General features: G+C 68.6%; 25 protein-coding genes. 13 read left to right on the top strand and 12 right to left on the bottom strand.

Going from position 1 to position 25,679, the window contains the following annotated elements; all coding sequences use genetic code 11:
• Positions 1–119: 119 nt before the first annotated feature.
• From E1H18_RS23215 to E1H18_RS23205, 3 genes are read left to right on the top strand one after another with little or no spacing between them, the layout of a single operon-like run.
• Complete coding sequence (locus E1H18_RS23215; protein WP_172273508.1) at positions 120–626, top strand: cytochrome c family protein; 507 nt, start codon at positions 120–122, stop codon at positions 624–626.
• Positions 623–1,012, top strand: a complete 390-nt coding sequence (locus tag E1H18_RS23210) for a nuclear transport factor 2 family protein (RefSeq protein ID WP_172273505.1) — start codon at positions 623–625, stop codon at positions 1,010–1,012. Before E1H18_RS23215 ends, E1H18_RS23210 begins: the two co-directional genes overlap by 4 nt.
• Complete coding sequence (locus E1H18_RS23205) at positions 1,009–1,380, top strand: nuclear transport factor 2 family protein (protein WP_172273502.1); 372 nt, start codon at positions 1,009–1,011, stop codon at positions 1,378–1,380. The genes E1H18_RS23210 and E1H18_RS23205 overlap by 4 nt, the downstream gene beginning before the upstream one ends.
• Here E1H18_RS23205 and E1H18_RS23200 read toward each other — a convergent pair.
• The 4 genes from E1H18_RS23200 to E1H18_RS23185 form a co-directional block, all read right to left on the bottom strand.
• Positions 1,377–4,520, bottom strand: a complete 3,144-nt coding sequence (locus tag E1H18_RS23200; RefSeq protein ID WP_172273499.1) for an efflux RND transporter permease subunit — start codon at positions 4,518–4,520, stop codon at positions 1,377–1,379. The two genes, E1H18_RS23205 and E1H18_RS23200, sit on opposite strands and share 4 nt — an antisense overlap.
• The gene (locus E1H18_RS23195) at positions 4,520–5,623 is read right to left on the bottom strand and encodes an efflux RND transporter periplasmic adaptor subunit (protein ID WP_172273496.1); all 1,104 of its coding nucleotides are present in this window, start codon (positions 5,621–5,623) and stop codon (positions 4,520–4,522) included. The genes E1H18_RS23200 and E1H18_RS23195 overlap by 1 nt, the downstream gene beginning before the upstream one ends.
• Positions 5,624–5,740: 117 nt before the next feature.
• The gene (locus E1H18_RS23190; RefSeq protein WP_241736160.1) at positions 5,741–6,448 is read right to left on the bottom strand and encodes a hypothetical protein; all 708 of its coding nucleotides are present in this window, start codon (positions 6,446–6,448) and stop codon (positions 5,741–5,743) included.
• Positions 6,449–6,528: 80 nt separating this feature from the next.
• Positions 6,529–7,302, bottom strand: a complete 774-nt coding sequence (locus E1H18_RS23185; RefSeq protein ID WP_172273490.1) for a class II aldolase/adducin family protein — start codon at positions 7,300–7,302, stop codon at positions 6,529–6,531.
• Between the two features lie 126 nt (positions 7,303–7,428).
• Here E1H18_RS23185 and E1H18_RS23180 point away from each other — a divergent pair, with 126 nt between their 5' ends.
• From E1H18_RS23180 to E1H18_RS23170, 3 genes are all read left to right on the top strand, one after another.
• On the top strand, positions 7,429–8,424 hold the full coding sequence (locus tag E1H18_RS23180) for a DUF2891 domain-containing protein (RefSeq protein WP_172273487.1): 996 nt from the start codon (positions 7,429–7,431) through the stop codon (positions 8,422–8,424).
• Positions 8,425–8,563: 139 nt separating this feature from the next.
• On the top strand, positions 8,564–8,761 hold the full coding sequence (locus E1H18_RS23175) for a hypothetical protein (protein ID WP_172273484.1): 198 nt from the start codon (positions 8,564–8,566) through the stop codon (positions 8,759–8,761).
• A 120-nt stretch (positions 8,762–8,881) separates the two neighbouring features.
• Positions 8,882–8,995 (top strand): hypothetical protein, encoded by a 114-nt coding sequence (locus E1H18_RS23170; RefSeq protein WP_172273481.1) that lies wholly within the window; start codon positions 8,882–8,884, stop codon positions 8,993–8,995.
• A 12-nt stretch (positions 8,996–9,007) separates the two neighbouring features.
• Here the strand turns inward: E1H18_RS23170 and smpB are convergent, their stop codons facing one another.
• Both smpB and dapA read right to left on the bottom strand, forming a co-directional pair.
• Positions 9,008–9,466, bottom strand: a complete 459-nt coding sequence (gene smpB, locus E1H18_RS23165; RefSeq protein ID WP_172273479.1) for an SsrA-binding protein SmpB — start codon at positions 9,464–9,466, stop codon at positions 9,008–9,010.
• A complete protein-coding gene (gene dapA, locus E1H18_RS23160; RefSeq protein WP_172273476.1) occupies positions 9,466–10,350 on the bottom strand; it encodes a 4-hydroxy-tetrahydrodipicolinate synthase in 885 nt (294 codons plus the stop codon). The genes smpB and dapA overlap by 1 nt, the downstream gene beginning before the upstream one ends.
• A gap of 245 nt (positions 10,351–10,595) precedes the next feature.
• Between dapA and E1H18_RS23155 the strand changes: the two genes are divergently transcribed.
• On the top strand, positions 10,596–12,692 hold the full coding sequence (locus E1H18_RS23155; RefSeq protein WP_172273473.1) for a lytic transglycosylase domain-containing protein: 2,097 nt from the start codon (positions 10,596–10,598) through the stop codon (positions 12,690–12,692).
• Here the strand turns inward: E1H18_RS23155 and E1H18_RS23150 are convergent.
• Genes E1H18_RS23150 through E1H18_RS23135 form a run of 4 tightly spaced genes read right to left on the bottom strand, consistent with a single transcriptional unit; the run spans position 12,689 to position 15,867 of the window.
• A complete protein-coding gene (locus E1H18_RS23150) occupies positions 12,689–13,441 on the bottom strand; it encodes an ABC transporter ATP-binding protein (RefSeq protein WP_172273470.1) in 753 nt (250 codons plus the stop codon). The genes E1H18_RS23155 and E1H18_RS23150 overlap by 4 nt on opposite strands.
• On the bottom strand, positions 13,438–14,478 hold the full coding sequence (locus tag E1H18_RS23145) for a FecCD family ABC transporter permease (RefSeq protein WP_370526578.1): 1,041 nt from the start codon (positions 14,476–14,478) through the stop codon (positions 13,438–13,440). The genes E1H18_RS23150 and E1H18_RS23145 overlap by 4 nt, the downstream gene beginning before the upstream one ends.
• The gene (locus E1H18_RS23140) at positions 14,421–15,227 is read right to left on the bottom strand and encodes an ABC transporter substrate-binding protein (protein WP_172273463.1); all 807 of its coding nucleotides are present in this window, start codon (positions 15,225–15,227) and stop codon (positions 14,421–14,423) included. Before E1H18_RS23140 ends, E1H18_RS23145 begins: the two co-directional genes overlap by 58 nt.
• Positions 15,228–15,231: 4 nt before the next feature.
• Positions 15,232–15,867, bottom strand: coding sequence for a WHG domain-containing protein (locus E1H18_RS23135; protein WP_172273460.1), 636 nt, complete (start codon positions 15,865–15,867; stop codon positions 15,232–15,234).
• A gap of 189 nt (positions 15,868–16,056) precedes the next feature.
• Between E1H18_RS23135 and E1H18_RS23130 the strand changes: the two genes are divergently transcribed.
• The 4 genes from E1H18_RS23130 to E1H18_RS23115 are packed head-to-tail and all read left to right on the top strand — an operon-like array spanning position 16,057 to position 20,093.
• Positions 16,057–17,505, top strand: a complete 1,449-nt coding sequence (locus E1H18_RS23130) for a glycosyltransferase (RefSeq protein ID WP_172273457.1) — start codon at positions 16,057–16,059, stop codon at positions 17,503–17,505.
• Positions 17,506–17,520: 15 nt separating this feature from the next.
• Positions 17,521–18,432 (top strand): class I SAM-dependent methyltransferase, encoded by a 912-nt coding sequence (locus E1H18_RS23125; RefSeq protein WP_172273454.1) that lies wholly within the window; start codon positions 17,521–17,523, stop codon positions 18,430–18,432.
• Positions 18,433–18,437: 5 nt separating this feature from the next.
• Positions 18,438–19,229 carry an RNA methyltransferase gene (locus E1H18_RS23120; protein WP_172273451.1) on the top strand — a complete coding sequence of 264 codons (792 nt, stop codon included), beginning with the start codon at positions 18,438–18,440 and terminating at the stop codon, positions 19,227–19,229.
• A gap of 18 nt (positions 19,230–19,247) precedes the next feature.
• Complete coding sequence (locus tag E1H18_RS23115; protein ID WP_172273448.1) at positions 19,248–20,093, top strand: DUF4350 domain-containing protein; 846 nt, start codon at positions 19,248–19,250, stop codon at positions 20,091–20,093.
• A 4-nt stretch (positions 20,094–20,097) separates the two neighbouring features.
• Here the strand turns inward: E1H18_RS23115 and E1H18_RS23110 are convergent, their stop codons facing one another.
• Together E1H18_RS23110 and hrpB are read right to left on the bottom strand one after the other, a co-directional pair.
• A complete protein-coding gene (locus E1H18_RS23110; RefSeq protein WP_172273403.1) occupies positions 20,098–20,568 on the bottom strand; it encodes a hypothetical protein in 471 nt (156 codons plus the stop codon).
• 84 nt (positions 20,569–20,652) lie between these two features.
• A complete protein-coding gene (hrpB, locus tag E1H18_RS23105; RefSeq protein WP_172273400.1) occupies positions 20,653–23,094 on the bottom strand; it encodes an ATP-dependent helicase HrpB in 2,442 nt (813 codons plus the stop codon).
• Positions 23,095–23,261: 167 nt separating this feature from the next.
• Between hrpB and E1H18_RS23100 the strand changes: the two genes are divergently transcribed.
• The gene (locus E1H18_RS23100; RefSeq protein WP_172273398.1) at positions 23,262–24,878 is read left to right on the top strand and encodes an amino acid permease; all 1,617 of its coding nucleotides are present in this window, start codon (positions 23,262–23,264) and stop codon (positions 24,876–24,878) included.
• A gap of 72 nt (positions 24,879–24,950) precedes the next feature.
• Positions 24,951–25,661, top strand: a complete 711-nt coding sequence (locus E1H18_RS23095) for an MBL fold metallo-hydrolase (protein WP_172273395.1) — start codon at positions 24,951–24,953, stop codon at positions 25,659–25,661.
• Positions 25,662–25,679 lie beyond the last annotated feature (18 nt).

Below are 25,679 nucleotides of genomic sequence, written 5' to 3'. Positions count from 1 at the left end.
TTGGGAACATCGTTCCGTGACAAGGCCATGGCCCTGAATTTATAAGGGTTTGGAATGCGTCGCGCCGTCGCAGCCCGTGCGGCGAAACGTCAGTCGGGATCGCTCCGTCGGGGATCAATATGCGTAAGATCGAAACGGCCGCCCTCGCGGCCCTGTGCCTGGGCATGGGCCTGAACCTCGCGGCTTGCTCGAAGGACGGCGGCGGTTCCGGCGAGGCCCCCGCGTCCGCGTCCGCCGCGGCGCCCCCGACCGACGCCGAGAAGGCCGCGGCCCTGGCCGCCCTGCCCGCCCCCTACAACACCGGCGATCTCTCCAACGGCCAGCGAAAGTTCGCGCTCTGCCGCTCGTGCCACACCATCACCGAAGGCGGCCCGGACCTGACCGGCCCCAACCTGCATGGCGTGTTCGGCCGCACGGCGGGAACCAAGGCGGGCTATCGTTACTCGGACGCCGTGAAGGCCGCGGGCTTTGCCTGGGACGCCGAGCACCTGGACAAGTGGCTGGCAGACCCGCGCGGCTTCATGCCGGGCACCAAGATGACCTTCGCCGGCCTGCATGACGCCAAGGACCGGATCGATCTGATCGCCTATCTCAAGGTCGAGACAGGCTACAAGCCCGTCCCATGACCCTGCGCCCGGCCCCGCCAGAGATCGAGGCGCTGGTCGGGCGCCTCTACGACGCCGCCGGGCGCCGGGACTACGAGGCTTTCCGCGCTCTGGTCCCGGCGGAGCTGGAATGGCCCGACATCACACGCGGGGGCCAGCTGGAGACCCCGGAGGCCGTTCGCGACTACTGGCGCTACAACGACGCTTCGATCCGCGTGGAGACCACGCCGGTCGAGATCTGGCTGGATGACGAAGGCCGCGTGGTGGTCGACGCCAACCAGGTGGTCTGGAACCTGACCGGCCGGCTGTGGTCGGACTTCTGCGTGCGGCATCTTTACACGCTTCGCGACGGCCTCTTCTGGCGCATGGATGTCGCCGCAAAGGGAGACGCGGAACCAAGCCCATGACGGCCGAGGCGGAACGCAGCGCGCAACAGACAGTCCTGGCGAGGTCCTATGAGGCCGTCAACGCCCAGGACCTGGCCGCCACGCGCGCGGTTCTGCATCCGGATGTCTCGTGGCCCGACACCCTGGAAGGCGGCCGTTTGCATGGCCGCAACGCCGTTGTGGCTCATCTGGCGCAGCTATTTGCCCTGACCCGGCCCAATGTCCAGCTGATCCGCGTCGTGGCCGAGACCGAGGGCGAGCTGGATGTCGAGGTCCAGCTGCTGGTCGAGGACCACAAGGGGCACATCTGGTCCGACACCCGCGCTCGCCTGACCTATCGCTTCCGCGACGGCCTGCTCAGCGACGTGATCATCCTCAGCGGCGTTTAAGCCGTCGGGTTCTGGGCCGCCGCCTTCTCCTCGGCCTCGTAGGCCTCGATCTGGCGAGCGGTCCATTCCGGCGACTTCGTGAAGCGGGCCAGCAGGTCGTAGAACACCGGCACGATGAACAGCGTCAGCAGGGTGGCGAAGATCGCCCCCGTGAAGATCGTCGCGCCGATGGTCTGGCGGCTGCCCGCCCCGGCCCCGGCCCACAGCATCAGCGGCAAGGCGCCCATGGCCGCGGCGATCGAGGTCATGATGATCGGACGCAGGCGCAGAGCCGCCGCCTCGATCACGGCTTCGCGCACGCTGAGGCCCTCGTCGCGCAACTGGTTGGCAAATTCGACAATCAGGATGCCGTTCTTGGTGGCGATGCCGACCAGGATGATCAGGCCGATCTGGCTGTAGGTGTTGATGGTCGAGCCGGTCATCAACAGGCCGAACAGGCCGCCCAGCGCCGCCAGGGGCACGGTCAGCATGATCACGGCCGGGTGGATCCAGCTTTCGAACTGCGCGGCCAGCACCAGGAAGACCAGCAGCAGGGCCAGGCCGAAGGCGATGGCGATGCCGCCCGAGCCTTCCAGATAGTCCTTGGCCTGGCCGCCCCACTTCACCGACACGCCCGGCGCGGCGTGGTCCGCGGCCTGCTGCTGGAGGAAAGTCACGGCGTCGCCGACCGTGTAGCCGGGGTTCAGCTGGGTGGTCAGGGTCACCGAACGCAGGCGGTCGACGCGCGGTCGGTCCGGCGTGTCGCCGCGCAGCTGCGTCGTCACCACGGTCGACAGCGGCACCACGGCGCCCGAGGCGGCGCGAACGTTCAGGCGGTTCAGGTCCTCGATGCTGCGACGCTGGTCGAGGTTGGTCTGAAGGATGACGTCGTATTCCTGGCCGTTCTTGATGTAGGTCGTCGCCCGGCGCGAGCCGAACATGGTCTCGAGCGCGCGACCGATCGACTGAGCCGAGACACCCAGGCTGGCGGCCTTGTCCAGGTCGATCGACACCGACAGGCGCGGCGCGGTCGGTTCGTAGTCCAGGCGCGGCCGCGACATGCCGCTGTTCTGCTGCGAGGCTTGCAGGATCGGCTTCAGCCAGTTGGCCAGCTGGACATAGTCGTTGCCGACGGCGATCAGGTCGACGTTCGTACCGCCGCCTCCGCCGCCACCGCCGCCCCGCTGGAACGGACCGCGGACGCTGGCCACGGCGCGCACGCCGGTGATCTTGTTGAGGTCCTTGTTGAGCTGGGCGGCCACCTCGTCGGCGGTCATGTCCCGCTCGCCCCACGGCTTCATCACCACCACGCCGTTGCCGGTGTTGAACTGGCTCTGGCCGAAGCGCGGGATCGAGACGATGGTTCGCTCGGCCTGGCCGTTCTCGCGATAGGCCGAGATCTCCTTCTCGACCCGACCGATGATCGAGGCGGTGTAGTCGTAGCCCGCCCCCTCCGGCGCGGTGATCGAGACGTCGACGCGGCCCCGGTCTTCCGGCGGCACCAGCTCCTTGGGCAGGGTGGCGAACATCAGGCCGGCGAAGGCCGCCAGGCCCACCACCAGCACGCCGGCCAGGGCTGCGGTCCAGCGGCCGACCAGAATGCCCTCCAGCGAGGCGCGGTACGAGTTCTTGAGGCCGTCCATGGCCACATTGACCTTGCGCGCCAGCCAGCCCTCGTTGTGGGCGGACTTTAGCAGCTTGGACGCCATCATCGGCGACAGCGACAGCGCCAGCAGGGCCGAGAAGGCCACGGCCGAAGCGATGGCCACGGCCAGCTCGACGAACAGGCGGCCGATATAGCCGGGCAGGAACATCAGCGGCGCGAACACCGAGATCAGCACGATGGTGGTGGCGACGACGGCGAAGAACACCTGGCGGGTGCCGCGCTCGGCGGCGACCAGCGGCGGCTCGCCCTCGTCCACGCGACGCTGGATGTTCTCGACCACGACGATGGCGTCGTCGACCACGAGGCCGACGGCCAGCACCAGGGCCAGCAGGGTCAGCAGGTTCAACGAGAAGCCCAGCGGCGCCAGGACGATGAAGGTGGCCAGGATGCAGATCGGCGCGACGACCGACGGGATCAGCGCCGAACGCCAGCTGCCCAGGAAGATCAGATTGACCAGCACCACCAGGCCGATCGACAGCCCCATGGTGATCCAGACCTCATGGATGGCCTCGGCGGTGAACACCGAGTTGTCCACGGCGACGACCAGCTTGGTGCCGGGCGGCAGGGTCTGGTTGATCGACTCCACTTCCTTGCGGACGGTCTCGGAGATGGCGACGTCATTGGCCTGCGACTGGCGGGTCAGACCGATGCCGACCTGATCGACGCCGTTGCCGCGAAACTGGCGGCGGCGCTCGTCCGGGCCTTCCTCGACGCGGGCCACATCGCCCAGGCGCACGACGAAACCGCCGGCGTCGGCGGCGCGGATCGGCAGGCGGGCGAACTCTTCAGGCTTGGCGTAGGCGCGCACGACCCGGATGGTGAAGTCCTTGGTGGCGCTTTCCAGCGAGCCGGCCGGCAGTTCCAGGTTCTGGGTGTTGAGAGCGTTCTCGACGTCATCGACCGTGACGCCGCGCGCGGCCATGGCGTCGGCGTCCAGCCAGACGCGCATGGCGAAGATCTTGGCCCCGAACAGGTTGGCCTGCGCCACGCCGTCGATCGTCGACATCCGCTCGACCAGGTAGCGGTCGGCGTAGTCGGCCAGTTGCAGCGGATCCAGCGTGGTCGAGGTCAGGTTCAGGATGATGATCGGCGAGGAGTCGGCGTTGGCCTTGGCGATCTGCGGCGGATCGGCCTGATCGGGCAGATTGGCCGTCACCCGGCTGACAGCGTCGCGCACGTCATTGGCGGCCGCGTCCAGGTCGCGGTCGAGATTGAACGTGATGGTGATCTGCGAGCGACCGTCGCGCGACGAGCTGTTGACCCGGTCGATGCCCTGGATGCCGGCCGCCTGGCGCTCGATCACCTGAGTGATGCGCTCTTCGATGACCTCTGCCGAAGCGCCGCGATAGGTCGTCGAGATCGACACCACGGGCGGATCGACGCTGGGAAGTTCGCGGATCGGCAGCGAGGTATAGGCGGCCAGGCCGATGACGCAGAGAATGATCGCCGCGACGGCGGCGAATACGGGACGACGGACAGAAAGGTCGGACAGCATCAGCCGCCCTTGCGGCCTTCACCGCCCTTTTGCGCGCCCTGGCGGCCGGTGCTGACGCTGGCGCCGTCCTGGATGCGGTTCAGGCCGTCGGCAATGATCTTCTCGCCCGCCTTCAGACCAGCGCGGATCTCGACGAAACCGTTCTCGGTAGCCCCGGTGTCGACGTCGGCGCGACGCGCGACCAGGCCTTTCGGGCCCTCGGCGATGCGGAACACCGAGGCCTGTGAGCCTTCGAACTGCACGGCGGTCTCGGGCGTGGCCACGGCGGTGCGCACACCCTGATCGATCGCGACCTTGACCAGCATGCCCGGCTTCAGGCGATCGCCGGCGTTGGGAAACTCGGCGCGGGCCATGACGGCGCGGGTGCTGGGATTGATGCGGGTGTCGACCTGGGCGATGCGGCCCTGGAAGGTCTCGCCCGGCAGGGCGTCGGGCCGCGCGACGATCGGCAGGCCCACGCGCAGGGTGCGCAGATAGCGGTCGGGCACCGAGAAGTCGACGCGGATCACCGAGACGTCGTCCAGGCTGACGATGGCGGCGCCGGGGCTGATCATCGTGCCGGGGGCGACGTCCGAAATGCCGACGCGGCCCGAGAACGGCGCGCGGATCACGCGGTCCAGCTTCTGGGCCTGAGCCGTGCCGACGGCGGCGCGGGCGGCTTCCAGATTGGCCAGAGACTGCTCGGCCGTGGCGCGCGGCGCGATGCCCTTGTCGGCCAGGGTCTTCCAGCGGGCGTAGTCGCGTTCGGCTTGACCCAGGCGCGCGCGGGCTTCGGAGATCCCGGCGTCTTCCTGCTCGGCCCGCAGCTCGACCAGAACCTGGCCGCGCGAGACGGCCTGACCGTCCGTAAAGCGCACGGCGGTGATCTGCTCTGTGGTGTTGGAGGTGATCGTCACCGACTGGCGGCCCTTGGCCACGCCCAGCACCTCGATACGGTCGGTGAACTGGCGATCGACCGCAACGGCCTGCGAAACGCTGGTCGCACGGCCAGCGGGGCCGCCTTCGTCCTTTTTGCCGCCAAAGGCGAGTTTCAGCCCCCCGGCGACCACCATCAAGACGACGGCGGCGACGGCCACCACGAGAAAGAAATGCCTGCGGATCAACGAAACGCTCCGGGCGCCGACTTAGATTCGGCGGTTATTCTGTGGCGACATATGACGGCAGCCTAAAGCGTCGTCCAGTGACAGCCGGATGACCGACTGTTGCAGCGTTGAAACAAGCTATAGCCGGCGCCATAAACTGAGCATTACGCCCCGATCACGGGCGACTTCGCGGCCGACAACAGTATCTCGCCAACCGACCTGGGCGCTCCAGGGGCCGACCGCACGAACCACGGAAATCTCGTTCTTCACCCACCGCGCGCCGACGTCGCCGTGGTCGGTGCGACCGGCATAGGTCTGGGCCAGCACCAGCCAGTCTCTGGCCGGTCTCATGCCCAGGGTCGCGTCCACCCTCGTCTCGTCGGCCAATCCCTGGCGCTTGAGCCGCGCAGCCTGCAGATCGACAAACACCTCGCGTCCGCGCCAGACGGCCGAGCGGCCATAGAGCACCCTCGCCTCCAGATCGAGACTCCCCTGCCCTGGCGTCGCATAGCCGGCATTGCGACCCACGCCCGCTTCCCCGGCCCCGACATAGACGGCCAAGGACGAACGATCGTCTCGGCGGACAGTCCAACGGACACCAGCCTCGATCGGCCCGCGTCCGGAATAGTCCACCCATCGATCGTGGCCGCGCGTGACACCGACCTTGCCCTGCAGGGTCAGGCGGGGCGTCACGCCATGCTCGACGAAGACCGACAGCATCTCGTCTCGGCGGTGACCGACCGTGACCAGAGCGCCATTCGGATCGAAGCCCTGGTCGGCGCTGGTGCGCTCGTACTTGGCGATGAGCTGGGTGCGGCCGGCGTCCATCGGCCACGCGCCGGCCATGGCCTTCTGAGGCGCCAGACATGGAAAAGCCGCCGCGATCACCAGGACCGCGACGGCTTTCCAAAAGGCTACAAAGACGCCTAGTCCGCGTAGCCGGGCAGCGCGCGGTCCAACTGGCGCAGACAGCCGGGCCAAGCCAGGCCGCCGATCATTCCCATGCCCATGCCGACCTGACGACGGACCTCCTCCTGAGCGCCTTCCGGCGCCAGCAGAACGTTGTCGCGACCGATCGAGAGCGCCATCACCTGCTGTGCGCACGCCCGCTCCAGGAAGAACATCCCCAACCAGCACTCCGCCGCGGTGGCCCCCACGGACAGGGTGCCGTGGTTGCGCAACATCATCAGCTTCTTGGCGCCGAGATCGGCCACAAGCCGCTCTCGCTCGTCAAGGTTGAGCGCAATGCCTTCATAGTCGTGATAGGCGACCTGAGGCAAGGTGATAAGCGCATGCTGGGTCAGCGGCAGCAGGCCGTCCTTGTGCGCCGACACCGCCACGCCCTGGTCGCTGTGCAGGTGCATGACGAACTGGGCGTCCTCGCGCGCGGCGTGGATGGCCGAGTGGATCGTGAAGCCCGCCGGATTGATGAAGTACTGGGTCTTGTCGACGATGTTCCCTTCCAGGTCGACCTTGACCAGGCACGAGGCGGTCATCTCGCCGAAGAACATGCCGTAGGGATTGATCAGGAAGTGGTGCTCAGGCCCGGGAATACGGGCCGAGATGTGGGTGAAGATCATGTCGTCCCACCCGTGCAAGGCCACGAGACGGTAGAGAGCAGCCAGATCGACGCGCGCTTGCCATTCAGCGTCGCTGACCTTGCCCTTCAGGGACGTGATCGGCAGAGACCCGTCGGCCATGGTTTCCTCCGTAGGTTATCATTGTTGACTTGAGGGTCGCGCCGGGGCGTTTCAGCGTCAAGAGGGACTTGCGCCGCCTGTCACGCTGAAGTTGAAGGGGCTTATGACCGCCCTCGCCGCCTTCAGATGAGTCTGGCCCGCGCCACGGCCTCGCGCTTCGCCCGGATCGCCCTGGGCCATCTGACGCGCGAGTATCCCGCCAAGCTGGATCACGTGATGGGCGGGCCTGACGACATCCGCAGCCCGCGCGACCTGCATCCCATCTTCTTCGGCAGCTTCGACTGGTGCTCGTGCGTGCACGGTTACTGGCTGCTGGCGACCCTGCTGCGCCTGCGTCCGGAGATGGCCGAGGCCGAGCAGATCCTCGAGATCTTCGACGACGCCTTCACGCCCGACAAGGTCGCCGGCGAGGTGGCCTATCTCGCCCGTCCTGAAAGCCGCGGCTTCGAGCGGCCCTATGGCTGGGCCTGGAACCTGATGCTGCAGGCCGAGCTGCTGCGCCACGACCACCCGTGGGCCGGCGCCCACGCGCCCCTGGCCAACGCCTTCGCCGAACGGTTCGAGGAGTTCCTGCCAATCGCCGACTATCCGGTCCGCAGCGGCGCGCACTTCAACACCGCCTTCTCGCTGGTGCTGGCCAGCGAATATGCCGACATGACCCATGACGCCGCCTTCCGCCAGCTGCTGCTGGACCGAGCGCTGGTCTGGTACGGCCAGGACGCTTCATGCCCGGCGTGGGAGCCATCGGGCGACGACTTCCTCTCCCCCACCCTGATCGAGGCCGAGGCCATGCGCCGGCTGATGCCGCGTGAGCGCTTCGAACTGTGGTTCCCGCGCTTCCTGCCGGATCTCGCCCGCAAGCAGCCGGCCGCCCTGTTCACGCCAGCCCGGGTCAGCGACCGCACGGACGGCCAGATCGTCAAGCTGGACGGGCTGAACCTGTCGCGCGCCTGGTGCTGGCGAAACCTGGCCGGCGCCATGCCCGACGCGGATCCCGCCAAGCCGCTGGCGATCAACGCGGCGCTGAACCACCTCGCGGCGGCGATCCCGCACGTCTCGGGCGACTATATGGGCGAGCACTGGCTGGCGACCTTCGCCCTGCTGGCCCTGGAGAACGGTTGAGCGGCAGGTTGATCTGTCGCAACGCGCGATCGTCCGGGGACTGTTTACATTGATTGACAATGAACGCGAAGCAGCTCGCGTTAAGGATGTCGCGCGTCCGACACCACGGACGTGAGTCTCAGCCAGGGAGCCCGTCGTCATGCCCACCGGCGTCGCGCACTGTCAGAATATCGAGATCGCGCCGATCCAGGATGGCTGGGTCGTCATCGAGGGCGGACGCCCCGCCGGACAGTTCGATACTGTCGAGAGCGCCTACAAGACCGCCCTGGCCATCTGCGGAGACCTGTTCGAGCGCGGCGTTCGATCTCAGGTGACCGAGCGAACCGCCACGGCCTGAGGTCCCGACACCTCACCTTTAACAATCGTTGACAATGCTCAGCTCGCGCCAGGGTTTAATATCCGTGCGAAGACTGAATCGTGACGCGAGTAGCACGCGCCGCCGAACCGGAGTCTGACCATGGCGCAAACCCCCACGACCCTTCGTCACGAGGTCCGAACCTTTCTGTACGTCAGCGCCGGCGCGTTCGCCCTGGGTCTGGCGATCGGCTTCCTGCTGATGGGCCAGCACTAGGCCCACCCGCCGTTAGTCGTCGCGATTGCCCTTCATCAGGCGGGCCTTGTCACGCTGCCAGTCGCGGGCGGCTTCGGTCTCGCGCTTGTCGTGGTTCTTCTTGCCCTTGGCCAGGCCGATCTCCAGCTTGGCCAGGCCCTTCTCGTTCCAATAGAGCTTGAGCGGGATCATCGTCCGGCCGTCGCGCTGCACCGCGCCGATCAGCTTGTCGATCTGCTTGCGGTGCAGCAGCAGCTTACGATGCCGGCGCGGCTCGTGGTTGAAGCGGTTGGCGTGGCCATAGGGCGGGATGTCGGCGTTGATCAGCTTGATCTCACGCCCTTCGACCGAGGCGTAGGATTCAGCGATGTTGGCCCGGCCGACGCGCAGCGACTTGACCTCGGTGCCGGTCAGCATGATGCCGGCCTCGAAGACCTCTTCGATGAAGTAGTCGTACCGGGCGCGCCGGTTCTCCGCGATCGGCTTGGTCATTACTGGAGACCGGCCTCGCGCATCGCCTCGATGATCGTCGGACGCACGGCCTCGCCGCACGCGGTGATCGGCAGGCGCACGTCTTCGCTGCACAGGCCCAGATGGGCCATGGCGAACTTGGTCGGCCCGGGCGAGCTGTCCAGGAACAAAGCCTTGTGCAGGCGCACAAGGCGGTCCTGCCAGTAGAGGCCGGTTTCCCAGGCGCCCTGCATGCAGGCGTTCATGAAGGCCGCGCAGGCGTCCGGGGCGACATTCGAGGTCACCGAGATCACGCCGTGGCCGCCGTGGGCCATGTAGCCCAGGGCCGTGGGATCGTCGCCCGACAGCAGGATCCAGTCCGGACCGCACAGCAGGCGCTGTATGCTGATGCGCGTCAGGTCGCCCGTGGCGTCCTTGATGCCGACGATGTTGGGCAGCTTGGACAGCCGCGCCAGGGTCTCGTTGCTGATGTCGACGCCCGAGCGGCCCGGCACGTTGTAGACGAAGATCGGCAGCTCCACGGCGTCGTTGATCGCCTTGTAGTGCTGATACATGCCCTCTTGGCTGGGGCGGTTGTAGTACGGGGTCACGACCAGGGCGGCGTCGGCGCCGACGGCCTTGGCGTGCTGGGCCAGTTCGATGGCTTCGTCGGTCGAGTTGCTGCCTGCGCCGGCGATCACGGGCACGCGGCCGGCGGCGGTCTTCACGCACAGCTCGACGACGCGCTTGTGCTCGTCATGCGACAGGGTCGAGGTCTCGCCCGTCGTGCCCACCGGCACCAGGCCGTGGACGCCGCCGGCGATCTGGCGCTCGACCAGGGCCACGAAGGCTTTTTCGTCCACCTCACCGTCCCGGAACGGCGTGACGAGGGCCGGAATGACGCCCTTGAAGTGAGACTGGACCATGACTTGCAAATTGCCGTGAGAATGGCGCCGCATGTGTTGCGGCTTGAGGATGGGGGCGGACAATATGTCCGCGCCCTGTGGTCCCGCAACCGGGTCTGACAAGGCAAAGGCGGATTTGATGGGGGAAGGCTTTCCGGTCAAGCCCGCCAACCAGACTTTAAAACCTATTAGGGCCTGAATCGTCGCATAGGGGCTGACCCTAGTTTCAGGTAGAAGGCTCGGATCGGGCCTTTGAGGAGAGTGCTTTGGCTTCTGTGGTGCGTCGGATTCTGCTCGGGGGAGCCTGTATCGCGGCCGTGGTCGGGGCGGCGGACGCCCAGACGACGTCGGGTTACGCAACGCCCGGCGCCTCGAGCCTGATCACCACGCCGCCGACGGCCGCGCCGCAAACCCTGTCGGACACCGACTCGGCCAATCTCCAGAGCGCGCTCGCGGCCGCCAAGCGCGGCGACGTCTCGGGCGCCCGCATGGCGATGGGCAGCCTACAGGATCCGATCGCCAAGAAGATCGCCCAGTGGCAGATGGTCGACAGCAACGCCGAGGCCATGAGCTTCTTCGAGCTGGACGCCGCTCGCCGCGACCTGGCCGGCTGGCCGCGCAGCGGACGTCGTGACTCAGCGGCCGAGAAGTCCCTGTCGACCTCGGGCCTGGATCCGGCCCGCATCATCGCCTGGTTCGGCGGCGCCCCGCCCTCAACGGCCGAAGGCGCCATGGCCCTGGCCAGCGCCTGGCAGGCCACCGGCCGAGCCAAGGACGCCACGAATCTGATCCGCAACACCTTCCGCGACAAGGTGTTCGAGGCCGACGCCCAGCGCAGCATGGTCGCCCGGTTCGGCGGCATGCTGACGCCCGACGATTACAACCGCCGCGCCGACATCCTGCTGTACGGCCAGCAAGGTCCTGCGGCCCGCGACATGGTCGCGATGCTGTCGGAAACCGGCCAGGCCGCCGCACGCGTGCGGATGGCCTATCGCCAGAACGCCGGCAACGCCAACGACCTCTACAACAGCCTCACGCCCGATCTTCAGGCCCAGCCGGGCGTCGTGTTCGAGCGCGCCGCCTATCTGCGCCGCAAGGGCATGGACACCCTGGCGCTGCCGATGGTGGTCAATTTCCCGGTCCCGCCGACCGAGGAGGCCTCCGGCGCGATCTGGCGTGAGCGCAAGCAACTGATCGTCGGCGCACTGAAGGCCGGCAACAGCGCCGGCGCCTATGCCGCCGCCAACAACACCCAGGCCATCGCCCCCGCCGACATCGCCGAGAGCGAGTTCTATGCCGGCTGGATCGCCCTGACCCGCCTGCGCGATCCCGACGCCGCGGCCGCCCACTTCGCCCAGATCGCCGCCGTCGGCGCCTCGCCGATCACCCGTGGCCGGGCCCTCTACTGGCAGGGCCGCGCGGCCGAGGCGCAAGGCGACCCGATCGCCGCCCAGGCCTTCTATTCCGAAGGCGCGCGCCACACGACCACCTTCTACGGCCAGCTGGCCGCCGAGAAAGCCGGGATGAAGGAACTGCGCCTGCCGCGCGATCCGGTCATCACCCAGGCCGACCGCGCCCGCTTCTACGGCCGCGAGCAGGTCCGGGCCGCCCGGATCCTGGCCGACATCGGCCAGCGCGATCTCTTCCGCAGCCTGGTTCTGTATATCGACGACACCCTGCCCAACGCCGAGGAGAGCGCTCTGCTGGTCGACCTGGCGCGCGGCTATGGCGACCAGGACCTGGCCATGCGCGCAGTTCGCACGGCGGCCCAGCGCGGCATGATCCTGACCGAGCGCGGCTATCCGCTGCTGGACCACCACTTCACGCCCGGTCCCGGCGCGGCCGAGACGGCCTTCGTCTATTCGATCTCGCGCCAGGAAAGTAACTTCGACCCCGCCGCCCGCTCAGGTGTCGGCGCGCGCGGCATGATGCAGCTGATGCCGGCCACCGCCTCGCTGGTCGCCCGCAAGCTGGGCGAAAGCCACAGCGTCGAGCGCCTGGGCGACGCGCCCTACAACATGCGCCTGGGCTCGGTGTATCTGGGCGACATGGTCCGCACGTTCAGCGGCTCGTACATCATGGCCGCGGCGGCCTACAACGCCGGCCCCGGCCGTCCGGCCCAGTGGGCGGGCCTGTGCGGCGACCCGCGCGGCGCGGCCACCGACCCGCTGGACTTCATCGAGTGCATCCCGTTCTCCGAAACCCGCAACTACGTGATGCGGACACTTGAGACGACCATGGTCTACCGCGCACGGCTGGCGGGTGGCGTGACGCCGCTGACGCTGTCGAGCGACCTGAAGCGCGGTGGCTATGTGTACACGCCGTCGGTGGCGAGCGCGGACGGGATTTCGGCGCAGCCTTAGATCCTGCGGGCCGCAAGCACCGGCCCGGCTTCGGTCTCGATCAGCGCGCCGTCCAGCTTGAAGACGGCGCGCAGGACGGCCGGCGAGAGCGCCTCCTGCGGCGCGGCGTCGGCCACGATCCGCCCTGCGTCCACCACCACGATCCGGTCGCACGACCGCGCCGCCAGGCCCAGGTCGTGCAAGGTCACCACCACACCCGCGCCCCGAGCCGCTTCGGCGCGCAGAAGGTCGAGGGTCAGCAACTGGGCGTCGGGATCCAGGCCCGCCACCGGCTCGTCGGCGACCAGCAGCGGCGCACGGGTGGCCAGCAGGCGCGCCAACAGCACCCGCGCCCGCTCGCCGCCCGACATGTCCAGGACCCCACGGTCCGCCAGATCGCGAGCGCCGACGCGCGTCAGCATCTCCAGCGCCAGGGCGTCGGCGGCGTCATCGGCCAAGTCGCTCGCGCCCAAAGCGGCGACCATGCGGGCCGGCAGGTTCCAGGCCGCACGGCGGTCCTGAGGCAGATAGCCGACCAGCCGGGCGCGCTCGGGCGGCTTCAGTTGGGCGACGGGACGATCCGACAGCCGCGCCTCGCCCTCCGCCGCCAGCAGACCCAGCCCCGCGCGCAGCAGGCTGGTCTTGCCCGCGCCGTTGGGGCCGACGACGCCGACCACTTCGCCGGCGGAAACCGACAGGCTCGCGCCGTCCAGCACCGTCTTGCGGCCCTGTCGCGCGGTCAGGCCGTGCAGGCTCCACAGGGCACTCATGACCGCCAGCTCCGTGACGCCCGCCAGGCCAGCAGGGCGAAGGCCGGCGCGCCGAACAGCGCCGTAACCACGCCCAGCTTCAGTTCCTGCTCCGTTGGGATCAGCCGGGCCGCCAGATCGGCCAGCACCAGCAGCAGCGCGCCGGCCAGGGCCGAGGGCCAGAGGATGCGCTTGGGGTCGTCGCGGACGAGCGCGCGCACCAGATGCGGCGCGGCCAGGCCGACAAAGCCGATCACGCCCGCCGCGGCCACCGCCGCCCCGGTCAGCAGGGCCGCGCCCGCCACGGCGTAGAGCCGAAGACGCGCCATCGGCAGGGCCGACATCCGCGCCGCCTCCTCGCCCAGGGTCAGCATGCGCAAGCCCTGTCCGGCTCGCAGGCACAAGGCCGCGCCGAGCGCCATCGGGACCACCGCCCACGCCGCATCGGTCCAGTCGCGATTCTGCACCGAGCCCATCAGCCAGGCCATGATCTCGGCCGTCGCCACCGGCGAGGGCGAGAGGTTGAACACCAATGCCGTCAGCGCCCCGCCGAACGCCGACAGGGCCACGCCGAACAGGATCAGCGCCTCGGGCTCGCGGAACCGCGCGGCGATCGCCACGACCACCGCGCCGGCGACCAGAGCGCCGACGAGGGCCGACAACTCGATGGCCCCGGGTGCGACGGCGAGCCCCCCGGAAATGGCCAAGGCCGCGCCCAGCCCGGAAACCGCCGAAACGCCCAGCACGCCAGGATCGGCCAGGGGATTGCGCAGCAAGCCCTGCATCGTCGCCCCCGCCAGGCCCAAGGCCGCGCCGACCAGGGCGGCGACGGCGACGCGGGGCGCGCGGATCGTCCACAGCACCTCGCCCGGCGGCGAGGCCGGCTGCCCCACCGCCCGCGCATATTGCGCCATCGACAGCGGCGTCTCGCCCAGGACAACGGCCAGGACCGTCGCCCCCACCAGGACCAGCACCATCAGCAAGCAAAGACGAACAAGGCTCATCGCGCGGCCTTCGCCAAAGCTTCGGATCCGTCCGCAGCGAACCAGCCGGCGCAACCGACCACCGAGGCCGGCAGCGAGGCGACGGTGCGGGTCTTAACCGCCTTCTGCAGCGCGGCATGACGACCGGGACCCCAGCGGTCGCCGCCAGCGCGAACCAGGTCGAACAGGCCCAGCACCACCGCCGATGGCGGGGTCATGACCATCCGCTCCAGCGACACCGGCGCGAAGTACGGATCCTTGGAGGCATTGACGTAGCCGGCCGCCTTGAGCATGGCGTCGATCAGGGTCCCGGAGCCGGCCGTATAGCCGCCCGGCGTCAGATACAGCGCCTCGCGCCCCTGCCCCGCCCCTGCGGCCTTGGCCAGCTTGGCGTCCATGCGCGCGATCAGGGCCTCGCCCTGCGGCCGGCGGTCGAGAGCGGCGGCCGCCTTGCGGATGTTGCCCCGTACGCCGTCGAAATCGGCCACGTCGTCCAGCGCGACCGTGGCCACGCCCTTGCGGTCAAGCGCCTTGGAGAGCCGTGCATCGCCGCCCCACAGGCGCACCACGACGTCGGGCTTGGCCGCCACGAGGCTCTCGAACGTCGCCCGACGCAAAGGCAAGCCGCCGGCGACGTCACGCATATAGCTGTCGCGCGAGACCGCCCGGTGCGACAGGCCGACGATGCTGTCGCGCGGCGCCAGGGCCAGCACATATTGGTCGGCGCAGGAGTCCAGCGACATCACCCGCGGCGCAGCCATCGCAAGCGTCGGGACGAGCGCCACCGCCGCCAGAACGGCGCACAAGGCCTTGGCGGCATTCATGAAATCAGTCCGTGACCAGGCCGTACAGCAGGCCGTCCAGCATCACCTTCATCAGCTCATCCGGATCGGACCAGCCGCGCGAAGGCTTGGTGATCAACAGCGACACCAGACCATGGCAACCGCTCCACAGCACTTCGGCGGCCGCATGGGCCGTGCCCGAGCGCAGGCGGCCCTGGGCGGCGATCGCATGCACGGGTTCGCTGAACTTCTCGAAGCAGCGGTCGCCCAGCGCCAGGGTGTCGGCGATCTTGTCCTGCGAGATGTGGTCGCCGGTGCTGCAGAACACCAGCTGATAGGTGTTGGGGTTCTCGAGCGCGAACGTCATGTACGCCTCGAGCATCAGACGCACGCCCGCCACCGGATCGACCGGCTGCGCGGCGATTTCGGTGTTCAGAGCCAGCAGACGCTCGATGGCGTCGTTGCTGATCTCCATCAGGATCTGGTCCTTGTCGCGGAAGTGCATGTAGAGCGCGGTCGACGACACGCCAACGGCGTCGGCGATCTTGCGGATAGTCGCGCCGGCATAGCCCTCGGCGATGAAGATCTTCTCGGCCGCCGCCAGGATCTCGCCTCTGCGCATGTGCCCGTCACCCTTGGGCTTCCGTGCGGACTTGTGAGGCTTCTTCAAAACGACGGACACGGAATTGGCTTCCCCTCTCATTTCCCCGCCTGACACTAAACGGGAATCACCCAGCCGCTGCAAGAACGTGCGCCCGTGACGGGTTTCCGCGGCGACGAAGCGCGAGACGCGTGTTTTTCCATTTGACAGCTCAAGGTTGCGATTCCGATATACCTCGCGTTGGGGCGACGGCGGCATCGGGAGCAATCCATGACGCGGAAGGAAGGACTGGAACCGGCGCTAGCGCCGGCGAGCGGCGGCTTTGCGCCTGTAGAGCGGGCGCCTGCGGAACGCGTTTCGACCGCCTTGGAGGTTGGGGGCCGCGACGGCGCCCACCAGAGCCTGTCGCCCGCTCAAGCGGTCGCGGTGGCCCTGGCGGGCCTGCTGGCGGCGACCGGGGTGGCTCTCGACCCCGACAGCGCCCTGGCCGCGGCGCATCACCTGTTCTTCGCCGTGTTCCTGCTGGGCGGCCTGACCCGTCTCGCGGCCGCCTGCACGCCCCTGCCCTCGGCCCGGGCCCCGCCGCTGGCTGACCAGGACCTGCCAACCTACACCATCATCACCCCGCTCTATCGCGAGGCCGAAGTCCTGGCCGAACTGGTTCAAAGCCTGGAGGCCATCGACTATCCTCGCGAGCGCCTGCAGGTCCTGATCGTGCTGGAAGCCGACGACGAGACCACCCAGGCCGCCGCCCGATCCCTCGACCTGCCCAGCTTCGTCTCGGTGCTTGTCGCGCCGCCGGGCGTCCCAAAGACCAAGCCGCGCGCCTGCAACTACGCGCTCGACCACGCCAAGGGCGAGGTGGTCGTCATCTATGACGCCGAGGACATGCCCGATCCCGGCCAGCTTCGCGAAGCCGCCGCGCGGTTCGCCGCCTCGGACCCACGCCTGGCCTGCCTGCAGGCGCCGCTGCGGATCGAGGATCCCGGCCTTTCGCTGTTTCTGCCCTCGCAGTTTCGGCTGGAATATGCGGCCCACTTCGAGGTGCTGCTGCCAGCCCTGGCCCGCTGGGGGCTGGCCTTCCCGCTGGGCGGCACCAGCAACCACTTCAAGGCCGCGCCGCTGCGCGAGGTCGGGGCCTGGGACGCCTTCAACGTCACGGAAGACGCCGATGTCGGTTTCCGGCTGGCCGCCGCCGGTTACCGCCTCGGGGTGATCGCGCGTCCGACCTGGGAGACCGCGCCGACCACCTGGGGCCAATGGCTCCCGCAGCGAGCCCGCTGGATCAAGGGTCACATGCAGACGCTGTTCGTCCATGCCCGTGGCCCCGTTCCGCGGCAGCCACGCAACGCCGTCGCCCTGGTTCTGACCTTGGCCCAGTCGGTGACCTCCTCGCACCTGCACGGACCGGTGATGGCGGCAGCGCTGGTCCTGGCGGCGATGGACTGGCTGCCCGACGGCGACATTGCGATCCCGCGCTGGGATCTCATGCTCTACGTCCTGGGCTGGGGTTCGGCGGCGATCGCTGGTGCGCGCGGCGTGATGCGAGCCGGCCATCGGCCAAAGTCGCTGCACCTGCTGGGCATGGCGTTCTACTGGCTGCTGCAGAGCCTGGCGGCGGCCAAGGCCCTGCAGCAGTTCGTCACCGATCCGCACCGCTGGGACAAGACCGCGCATGCTCCTCGGGTTGGGCCTCGCTCTGGACCTCCCGAGGCCTAGGCAGTATGGGCGGGCATGGCCCCGAAGATCGCTCCATCCCCCCTCGTCATGCGCACCACCGGCTGGGCGGACTACGCCCTGCTGGACAGCGGTAACGGCAAGAAGCTGGAGCGCTACGGCCGCTACACCGTCGTGCGCCCCGAGCCGCAGTGCTTCTGGGCGCCGCGCCTGGACCAGAAGGTGTGGGACAATGCCGACGCCGTCTTCGATCCCAGCGACGAAGACGAGGCCGGCCGCTGGCGCTTCAAGGGCAAGCCGATCGAGAAATTTGACCTGGCCTGGGGCGGCGCCAAGTTCCATGGCCAGTTCACGCCCTTCCGCCACCTGGCCTTCTTCCCCGAGCAGGCCGCCAACTGGGCCTGGCAGGACGAACGCGTACGGGCGCTATGCAAGGGCTCTGGTCCGCAACCCAAGATCCTGAACCTGTTCGGCTATACCGGCGTGGCCTCGCTGGTCTGCGCCGCCGCCGGCGCCGCCGTCACCCACGTGGACGCCTCCAAGAAGTCGGTCGGCTTCGCGCGCGAGAACGCCGCCTTCGCTGGTCTGGCCGACAAGCCCATCCGCTGGATCGTCGAGGACGCCCGCAAGTTCGTGGCCCGCGAGGTCCGGCGCGGCAACACGTACGACGGCATCATCCTGGACCCGCCCAAGTTCGGCCGCGGCGCCGACGGCGAAGTCTGGCGCCTGTTCGAGGACCTGGCCGCCCTGACCAAGGACTGCGCCCAGCTGCTCAGCCCCGACGCCTCGTTCCTGCTGATGAACGCCTATGCCGCCCGCGTTTCGGGCGCCGCGATGTCGGGCCTGCTAGCCCAGGAATTGGAAGGCCGCGGCGGCGTCATCGACTGGGGCGAGCTGTCGCTGGTCGAAGAAAAAGGCGACCGCCAGATCGGCCTGTCGTTCTTCGCCCGCTGGTCTTCTGAAGGGTGAGCGCGATGAACACCAAGACCGTCACCTCCCTGACCAACGCCACGGTCAAAGCCGTCCGCGCCCTGCATATGCGCAAGGAGCGCGAGGAGAGCGGCCTGTTCCTGGCCGAGGGCCTGAAGATCGTCATCGAGGCGATCGACTGCGGCCACGCGCCCAAGATCGTCATGTACGGTCCCGACGCCGCCGACCATCCGATGCTCAAGAAGGCCGTCGCCGCCTGCGTCAAGGCTGGCGGCGAAGTCATTGAGGTCAATCGGGAAATCCTCGAGAAGGTCTCGCGCCGCGACAATCCTCAGGCTGTCGTCGCCGTCTTCAAGCAGGTGTTCACGCCGCTGTCGGCCATCGTGCCCGAGAGCGCGCCCTGTTGGGTGGCCATGCAGGCCGTGCGCGACCCTGGCAATCTGGGCACCGTCATCCGCACGGCCGACGCGGCCGGCTGCGGCGGGGTGATCCTGGTCGGCGACTGCGTCGATCCCTATTCGGTCGAGGGCGTGCGCGCGACCATGGGCTCGATCTTCGCCGTGAAGATCGCCAAGGCGACGATCGCAGAGTTTCTGGCCTGGCGCGAGACCTGGCCTGGCAGCGTGGTCGGCACCCTGCTGACCGCCACCGTCGATCACAAGAGCGCCGACTATGTGAAGCCGTCGCTGATCCTGATGGGCAACGAACAGCAGGGCCTGCCGCCCGAGCTGGCCGCCGCCTGCGACGTCAACGTCAAGATCCCCATGCGTGGCCGCGCCGACAGCCTGAACCTCAGCGTTGCGACCGGCATCATGATCTATACGGTGACGGGGTAAGTCCTTCGGAGAAGCGCGATGCGTTGGCTGATCCTGTCCCTGGCGCTGATCGCTTCTCCCGCGCTGGCCCAGCAGGTCGCCGACGACAAGGCAGACGTCAGCGTCGCCGCGCCTGCCTGGGCGAGAGACGCCGGTCCGGTGCTGACGATCGACGCGGCGCACGACAACTTTCACACCATCGACGGTCGCTATGCGCCGTTCGCGGCCCTAGCCCGCAACAACGGCTTCCGGGTCGTGGGCAACGATACGCCCTTCACCGCCGACAGCCTGGCCAGGACGCGAGTACTGGTCGTAGCTAACGCCGCCGAGGACTTGGCGCCGGCTGAGATCGCCGCCGTGCGCGCCTGGGTCGAGGATGGTGGGTCCTTGCTGCTGATCGCCGACCACATGCCGTTCAGCCACGCCGCCGACGGCCTGGCCCGTGCGTTCGGCTTCAGCTTCGAGAGCAGCTTCGCCTTCACCGAGCCGCGCGGCCCCGAACTGTTCTCCAAGACCAATGGCCGCCTGACCGACAGCCCCATCACCCCGAGCGGGATCGACAGCGTCTACGCCTTCACCGGCACGGTGCTGCACGCCCCCTCAACGGCGATGCCGGTGATGCGTCTGGGGACGGGCTGGACGATCTTCTATCCCAAGGAGCCCTGGAAGTTCGACGGCGTCCCTTCGCGCCCGTCCGACGACAAGGATCTGCGCGGCGCGATCATGGCGACCGGCAAAGGACGCGTGGCGATGTTCAGCGAGGCGGCGATGTTCAGCGCCCAGCGGGCGGCCAGCGGCGCGCCCGCTGGCTTCAACGCGCCCCAGGCCAGCCAGAACAAGCCGTTCCTGCTCAACATCCTGAACTGGCTGGGCCGCGCGCCCTGAAAGCCTACTTGGCCTCCGCCTCGTCCTTGAACACGATGCCGGCCTCCGCGAATAAAGCCTCCAGCTTCTGTTGGTTCACCGCAGCGGCGAGGCCCGCCATGGCGCCGTTCACGGCCTCATGCTCCATCAGCCCCTCCATGGCCACCTCGCCCAGAACGCCGAACGCCTGCTGGAACGCGGCCGTGCCCTCGTTCTTCAAGGCCGCGACCGTTTCGCTGCGGCAGTTGGTGATCAGCAGGCGCTGCATCAGCGCCGCGCCACGCTGATTGAAGCCGTCGCGTTGCGCTTGCGTGATGGTGACGTAGGATGCGACGTCCGGATGCGCGCTCATGCCGGAAAAGATCCAGATCACCAGGGCGCGCCGGTCGGCGTCGTCAGTCGAGTCGATCAGGCACTTGGACATGCCGTCCGCAAAAACGCCCGCATGCGACAGACCGGGCGCACAGACGGCGGCGGCAGCCGCGAACGACATCAACAATCGACGCATGGTGTTACTCAACGCTACTGGCGCATGGAATCGCGCGCCCTTCAGACACACCAGCGACACCCTGCGGGCAAGTCAGGTTCCGCGCGGCTTGGCGCGGGTCACCGGCGCGGCGCTAGCGGGATCGTCCGGCCAGACATGGCGGGGGTAGCGGCCCTTCATTTCTACTTTCACCTCGCGCCACGAACCCTTCCAGAAGCCGGGCAGGTCCTTGGTGATCTGGATCGGGCGATGGGCCGGCGACAGCAGCGCCAGGGTCAGCGGAACCTTGCCGCCGGCGACGCTGGGGTGCTCGGACAGGCCATAGAGCTCGCCCACCCGCACCTCGACACGGGGACCGCCCTCAGCCGCATAGTCGATGGCGAAGGTCGAGCCGGTCGGGGCCTCGAAGCGGGCCGGCAGCATGGCGTCCATCTTCCGCTGCAGGTCCCACGGCACCAGGGTCTTCAGCGCATCATGCAGCGCGCCCTCGTCCAGGCTGGCCAAAGACGAGCGGCCCGGCAGCAGCGGCTCCAGCCACTCGTCCATCCGCGCGATCAGGGCAGCTTCAGACAGATCGGGCCAGTCCTCGCCATCGACATCGCGCAGGAAGGCCACGCGATCCAGCAGCGCCTTGGCGCGGTCACCCAGCCTCAGGGCCCTGAGGCCGTCGGCGCGGACCTGGTCCAGCAGCGCGCCGGCGATCATCGCTGGGTCGGGGTTCTCGATCAGCCGTTCTTCCAGCACCAGTTTGCCCAGCCGCAGCAGGCGCTTGGCGCGGACCTTGCCGCCAGCGGTCTCCAATCGGTCTTCGGCGACCAGGCGATCGGCGAAGGTCTCGCGCAGATCGGCCTCGTCGACGGCGGCGGCCAGCAGGATGCGGTCGCGGCTGTCGCCGCCGCCCAGTTCGCCCACGGCCAGCCAGGCCTCGCGGGCTAGCGGATCGGTCGGCTCCAGATAGACGCCGCGACCGCCGGCCAGCTGGAACTCGCCAGGCTTGCCGCGCGCCTTGGCCACCCGCTCGGGATAGGCCTCGGCCAGCATCAGTCCGGCTTCCAGCGCCTTGGCGCCGCTCGTCTTGCCGGCCGCCCGGCTCCAGCGCTCGACCAAGGCCATGGCGTCACGCGCACGGGGCGAGCGGTCGCGGTGCAGGCTTTCCAGCCGTCGGCGCAGGTCGACGTCCTTGCCGCCCAGACCCTGTTCGGTCAGCACGGCGGCGATCTCGGCGCCCTCGCGCCCCTGACCGGAAGCGGCGGCGCGGACGACCATGTGCGCCAACCGCGGCGGCAGCGGCATCTGCGCCAAGGCCTTGCCGTGAGCGGTCAGGTCCCCCTGCCCGTCCAGCGCCTGGATGCGGGTCAGCAGGGTCCGCGCCTCGGCGAAAGCGGGCGCCGGCGGCGGGTCCAGGAACGTCAGCCCCGAAGGATCGCGCGCGCCCCAGCGGGCCAGGTCCAAGGCCAGACGCGAGAGGTCGGCCTCCAGGATTTCGGGCCGAGCGAAGGCCGGCAGCGAGCGGGTCTCCGGCTCGTCCCACAGGCGGTAGCAGACGCCGGGCTCGGTGCGGCCGGCGCGGCCACGGCGCTGGTCGGCGGCGGCGCGGCTGACGCGCACGGTCTCCAGCCGGGTGATGCCTGAGGCGGGGTCAAAGCGCGGCACGCGGGCCAATCCCGCATCGATCACGACCCGCACGCCCTCGATGGTCAGCGACGTCTCGGCGATCGAGGTGGCCAGCACCACCTTGCGGCGGCCGACTGGCGCGGGGGCGATGGCGCGATCCTGCACCGCAGGCTCCAACGCGCCATACAGCGGCGCGATGTCGACATCCGGACGGCGTAGGCGCTCGTTCAGCCAGGTCTCGGCTCGGCGGATCTCGCCCTGGCCCGGCAGGAAGACCAGGATCGACCCGCTCTCCTCGGCCAGCGCCCGCTCGACAGCGCGACCGACGCGCTCTTCCAGCCGCTGGCGCTCGTCGCGCCCCAGATAGCGGGTGTCGACCGGGAACATCCGTCCCTGGCTCTCGACGATCGGCGCGTCGTCCAGCAGCGCGGAGATCCGCGCCCCGTCCAACGTGGCGGACATGATCAACAGGCGCAGGTCGTCGCGCAGAACGCTCTGCACGTCGCGGGCGAAGGCCAGGCCCAGGTCGGCGTCCAGGCTGCGCTCGTGGAACTCGTCGAACAGCACGGCGGCGACGCCGTCCAGGCCCGGATCGTCCAGAATCATCCGGGTGAACACGCCCTCGGTGACCACCTCGATCCGTGTCCGGGCCGAGACCTTCGACTGCAGGCGCACGCGGAAGCCGACCGTCTCGCCGACGGCCTCGCCCAGATTGGCGGCCATCCGCGACGCGGCGGCGCGCGCGGCCAGCCGCCTGGGCTCCAGTACGATGATCTTGCGGCCCTGCGTCCACGTCTCGTCCAGCAGCGCCAGAGGCACAGCCGTCGTCTTGCCGGCGCCGGGCGGCGCGACGAGAACGGCGGTCTCCCGTTCGCTCAGGGCGCCTTTCAGCGCTGGAAGGGCCTCGAAAATGGGCAACATCGCGCCCGCTTTAACCTCACGCGCTGCCCCGGACTAGCCAGGATGGCGGAGAACATTTACGCCCACCCACCGCTCGACCTTGACCCCATGCTCATAAAAGGGTCACGGTCCGCAAAATTTTCCAAAAGGCGACCCCCGGGGGGAGTCTTGCCTATCCAGGAGGAACTATGTGGCGCGTTAAATCGCTTGATGCGATCCTAGCGACGGCTGAGAAAAAATCCCTTCACCGCTCGCTTGGTCCCGTCCAGCTCACGCTGCTGGGGGTTGGCGCGATCATCGGTACCGGGATCTTCGTCTTGACCGCCGCCGCCGCCCAGAAGGCCGGCCCGGGCATGATGTGGAGTTTCGTGATCGCCGGCGCCGTCTGCGCCTTCGCCGCGCTCTGCTACTCCGAACTGGCCTCGATGGTCCCCGTCTCGGGCTCGGCCTACACCTATTCCTACGCCGTCATGGGCGAACTGCTGGCCTGGATGGTCGGCTGGGCGCTGATCCTGGAGTATGCCGTCGCGGCCTCGGCCGTGTCGGTCGGGTGGTCCGGCTACTTCCTGGGCTTGATCGAGAACGCGCTCGGATTCCACTGGCCTGACGCCCTGAGGCACGGCCCCGCCTGGTCGATGAACGGCTGGATGCCGGCCGCCGACTTCAGCGCCGGCATCGTCAACGTCCCGGCCATCATCGTGGCCCTGGCCGTGACCGCCCTTCTGGTGCTCGGCACCACCGAAAGCGCCCGCGTCAACGCCATCCTGGTGGCGATCAAGGTCACCGCCCTGACCGTCTTCATCTTCATGGCCATCCCGGTCCTGAAGACCGGCAACTTCTCGCCGTTCACCCCGAACGGCTGGTTCGGCCCGGCCGGCACCACCGGCATGGGCGTGGTCGGCGCAGCCGCCTCGATCTTCTTCGCCTATGTCGGCTTCGACGCCGTCTCGACGGCCGCCGAAGAGACCAAGGACCCGCAGCGCAACGTCCCGATCGGCCTGATCGGTTCGCTGGCCCTGTGCACCGTCTTCTATCTGCTGGTCGCGGCTGGTGCGATCGGCGCCATCGGCGCACAGCCGGTGCTCGGCGCCGACGGCTCGGCCGTCCAGCCCGGCTCGGCCGCCTTCACCGCCGCCTGTAACCTGGCCGCCAACAAGGACCAGCTGGTGTGCTCGAACGAGGCCCTGGCCCACGTTCTGCGCATGATCAACTTCCCGGTCCTGGGCAACCTGCTGGGCCTGGCCGCCAACCTGGCGCTGCCGTCGGTCATCCTGATGATGATCTACGGCCAGACCCGCATCTTCTTCGTCATGGCCCGCGACGGCCTGCTGCCCGAGAAGCTGGCCGCCATCCACCCGAAGTTCAAGACGCCGCACATCGTCACCATGGTGACGGGCGTGTTCGTCGCCATCGCCGCCGCCTTCTTCCCGGTGGGTCAGCTGGCCGACATCTCGAACTCGGGCACGCTGTTCGCCTTCTTCATGGTGTCCATCGCCGTGATGGTGCTGCGCAAGAAGGACCCGCATCGTCCGCGTCCGTTCAAGACGCCGCTGCTGTGGGTGATCGCCCCGATCGCCATGATCGGCTGCGCGGTGCTCTACTTCAACCTGCCCTTCGAGGCGATGGCCGTGCTGCCGATCTGGGGCGCCATCGGCCTGGTGATCTACTTCGCCTACGGCTACCGCAAGAGCCACGTGGGCCGCGGTCTGGTCGACGTGCCGGAACTGGATCCGGCTGCGCCGGCTGGCCCCGTGCCGCCGATGCCTGGCGCGCCTGCTCCGGGCTCGAAAGAAGAACGCGATTGATCTTCGGCTCATAGGCCTTAGGTCAGAGAGGGCGGGCGCTTCGGCTCCCGCCCTTTTCTTTTGAGGCCTCCAATGACCATGCCCATCTCCGCGGTGATCGCGCCGGTCACGCCGCTGCAGCAGAACTGCACGATCGTGTGGTGCACCAAGACGATGAAGGCCGCCGTCATCGATCCGGGCGGCGAGGTCGATCGCCTGCTCAAGGCCATGGCTGATAAGGGCCTGACCCTGGAGAAGATCTGGATCACCCACGGCCACATGGACCACGCCGGCGGCGCGGCCGAGCTAAAGGTGCGCACGGGCGTCCCGATCGAGGGCCCGCACAAGGACGACCAGTTCTGGATCGACCGCATCCAGCAATCCGGCGAGCAGTACGGCATGCCCGAGGCCCGGATCTTCGTCACCGATCGCTGGCTGCAGGACGGCGACACCGTCACCCTGGGCGAGACAGAGTTCGAGGTCTTCCACTGTCCCGGCCACACGCCCGGCCACGTGGTGTTCTTCCATCGCGAGACCAAGTTCGCCCAGGTCGGCGACGTGCTGTTCCAGGGCTCGATCGGTCGGACCGACTTCCCGCTGGGCAATCACCAGGACCTGCTCGATTCGATCGTCCAGAAGCTGTGGCCGCTAGGCGACGATGTTCGCTTCGTCCCGGGCCACGGGCCGATGTCGACCTTCGGCGCCGAACGCCGCAGCAATCCGTTCGTCGCCGACCGGGTGATCGCCCAGATGCAGGCGCAGGGTTCGGGCTATCAGGCGCCGAAGAACCACTCGCCGGGCTGAGCCGCGACACGAGGGACG

The sequence above is a fragment of the Caulobacter sp. RHG1 genome (assembly GCF_013181195.1).
Lineage (GTDB): Bacteria > Pseudomonadota > Alphaproteobacteria > Caulobacterales > Caulobacteraceae > Caulobacter.
Note: the sequence above shows the minus strand (reverse complement) of the source record. Positions and strands in the feature narration are given on the sequence as shown.

Bases quoted from the DNA above. Each gene is read 5' to 3' on its own strand.
- E1H18_RS23215 (WP_172273508.1), top strand. From the start codon at position 120: ATGCGTAAGATCGAAACGGCCGCCCTCGCGGCCCTGTGCCTGGGCATG.
- E1H18_RS23210 (WP_172273505.1), top strand. From the start codon at position 623: ATGACCCTGCGCCCGGCCCCGCCAGAGATCGAGGCGCTGGTCGGGCGC.
- E1H18_RS23205 (WP_172273502.1), top strand. From the start codon at position 1,009: ATGACGGCCGAGGCGGAACGCAGCGCGCAACAGACAGTCCTGGCGAGG.
- E1H18_RS23200 (WP_172273499.1), bottom strand. From the start codon at position 4,520: ATGCTGTCCGACCTTTCTGTCCGTCGTCCCGTATTCGCCGCCGTCGCG.
- E1H18_RS23190 (WP_241736160.1), bottom strand. From the start codon at position 6,448: ATGGCCGGCGCGTGGCCGATGGACGCCGGCCGCACCCAGCTCATCGCC.
- E1H18_RS23185 (WP_172273490.1), bottom strand. From the start codon at position 7,302: ATGGCCGACGGGTCTCTGCCGATCACGTCCCTGAAGGGCAAGGTCAGC.
- E1H18_RS23180 (WP_172273487.1), top strand. From the start codon at position 7,429: ATGAGTCTGGCCCGCGCCACGGCCTCGCGCTTCGCCCGGATCGCCCTG.
- E1H18_RS23175 (WP_172273484.1), top strand. From the start codon at position 8,564: ATGCCCACCGGCGTCGCGCACTGTCAGAATATCGAGATCGCGCCGATC.
- E1H18_RS23170 (WP_172273481.1), top strand. From the start codon at position 8,882: ATGGCGCAAACCCCCACGACCCTTCGTCACGAGGTCCGAACCTTTCTG.
- smpB (WP_172273479.1), bottom strand. From the start codon at position 9,466: ATGACCAAGCCGATCGCGGAGAACCGGCGCGCCCGGTACGACTACTTC.
- dapA (WP_172273476.1), bottom strand. From the start codon at position 10,350: ATGGTCCAGTCTCACTTCAAGGGCGTCATTCCGGCCCTCGTCACGCCG.
- E1H18_RS23150 (WP_172273470.1), bottom strand. From the start codon at position 13,441: ATGAGTGCCCTGTGGAGCCTGCACGGCCTGACCGCGCGACAGGGCCGC.
- E1H18_RS23140 (WP_172273463.1), bottom strand. From the start codon at position 15,227: ATGAATGCCGCCAAGGCCTTGTGCGCCGTTCTGGCGGCGGTGGCGCTC.
- E1H18_RS23130 (WP_172273457.1), top strand. From the start codon at position 16,057: ATGACGCGGAAGGAAGGACTGGAACCGGCGCTAGCGCCGGCGAGCGGC.
- E1H18_RS23125 (WP_172273454.1), top strand. From the start codon at position 17,521: ATGGCCCCGAAGATCGCTCCATCCCCCCTCGTCATGCGCACCACCGGC.
- E1H18_RS23120 (WP_172273451.1), top strand. From the start codon at position 18,438: ATGAACACCAAGACCGTCACCTCCCTGACCAACGCCACGGTCAAAGCC.
- E1H18_RS23115 (WP_172273448.1), top strand. From the start codon at position 19,248: ATGCGTTGGCTGATCCTGTCCCTGGCGCTGATCGCTTCTCCCGCGCTG.
- hrpB (WP_172273400.1), bottom strand. From the start codon at position 23,094: ATGTTGCCCATTTTCGAGGCCCTTCCAGCGCTGAAAGGCGCCCTGAGC.
- E1H18_RS23100 (WP_172273398.1), top strand. From the start codon at position 23,262: ATGTGGCGCGTTAAATCGCTTGATGCGATCCTAGCGACGGCTGAGAAA.
- E1H18_RS23095 (WP_172273395.1), top strand. From the start codon at position 24,951: ATGACCATGCCCATCTCCGCGGTGATCGCGCCGGTCACGCCGCTGCAG.